Origin of the sequence: Faecalibacterium sp. DFI.5.82, from assembly GCF_029076575.1 — a bacterium.
Lineage (GTDB): Bacteria > Bacillota > Clostridia > Oscillospirales > Ruminococcaceae > Faecalibacterium > Faecalibacterium duncaniae.
Genome location: NZ_JARFIS010001029.1, coordinates 1 through 292, shown reverse-complemented (window position 1 = coordinate 292; position 292 = coordinate 1). Strand labels below are relative to the sequence as shown.

Annotated in this window: 1 pseudogene; it reads right to left on the bottom strand. The window is 64.4% G+C overall.

The annotated features are described in order from the left end of the window. Positions 1 to 292, bottom strand: a pseudogene (locus tag P0G09_RS19995) (twin-arginine translocation signal domain-containing protein); the annotation flags it as partial.

The following is a 292-nucleotide window of genomic DNA, read 5'->3' as shown; positions in this document are numbered from 1 at the left end:
CTTGGTGGACATGGTGTCCTCCCAGCCGGACCATGCAGCGAAGGTGGGGTTGACGGTGATGGTGGTGTGCTCCGCAGAGAAAGCCTTCAGGGCCTCCTGGTAAGCGTTGTGGCGGGACTCGCCGCCCCACCAGCTCATGGTCAGGGTAACGGGATCGCTGCTCATGCCAGCCACGGAAGCAGCCTCGGCTGCGGAAGAAGCGGTGCTGGAAGCAGCGCCGCCATTGCCGCCGCAGGCAGCCAGCAGACCAGCTGAACCAACAGCACCGGTGACCTTCAGGAAATCACGACGG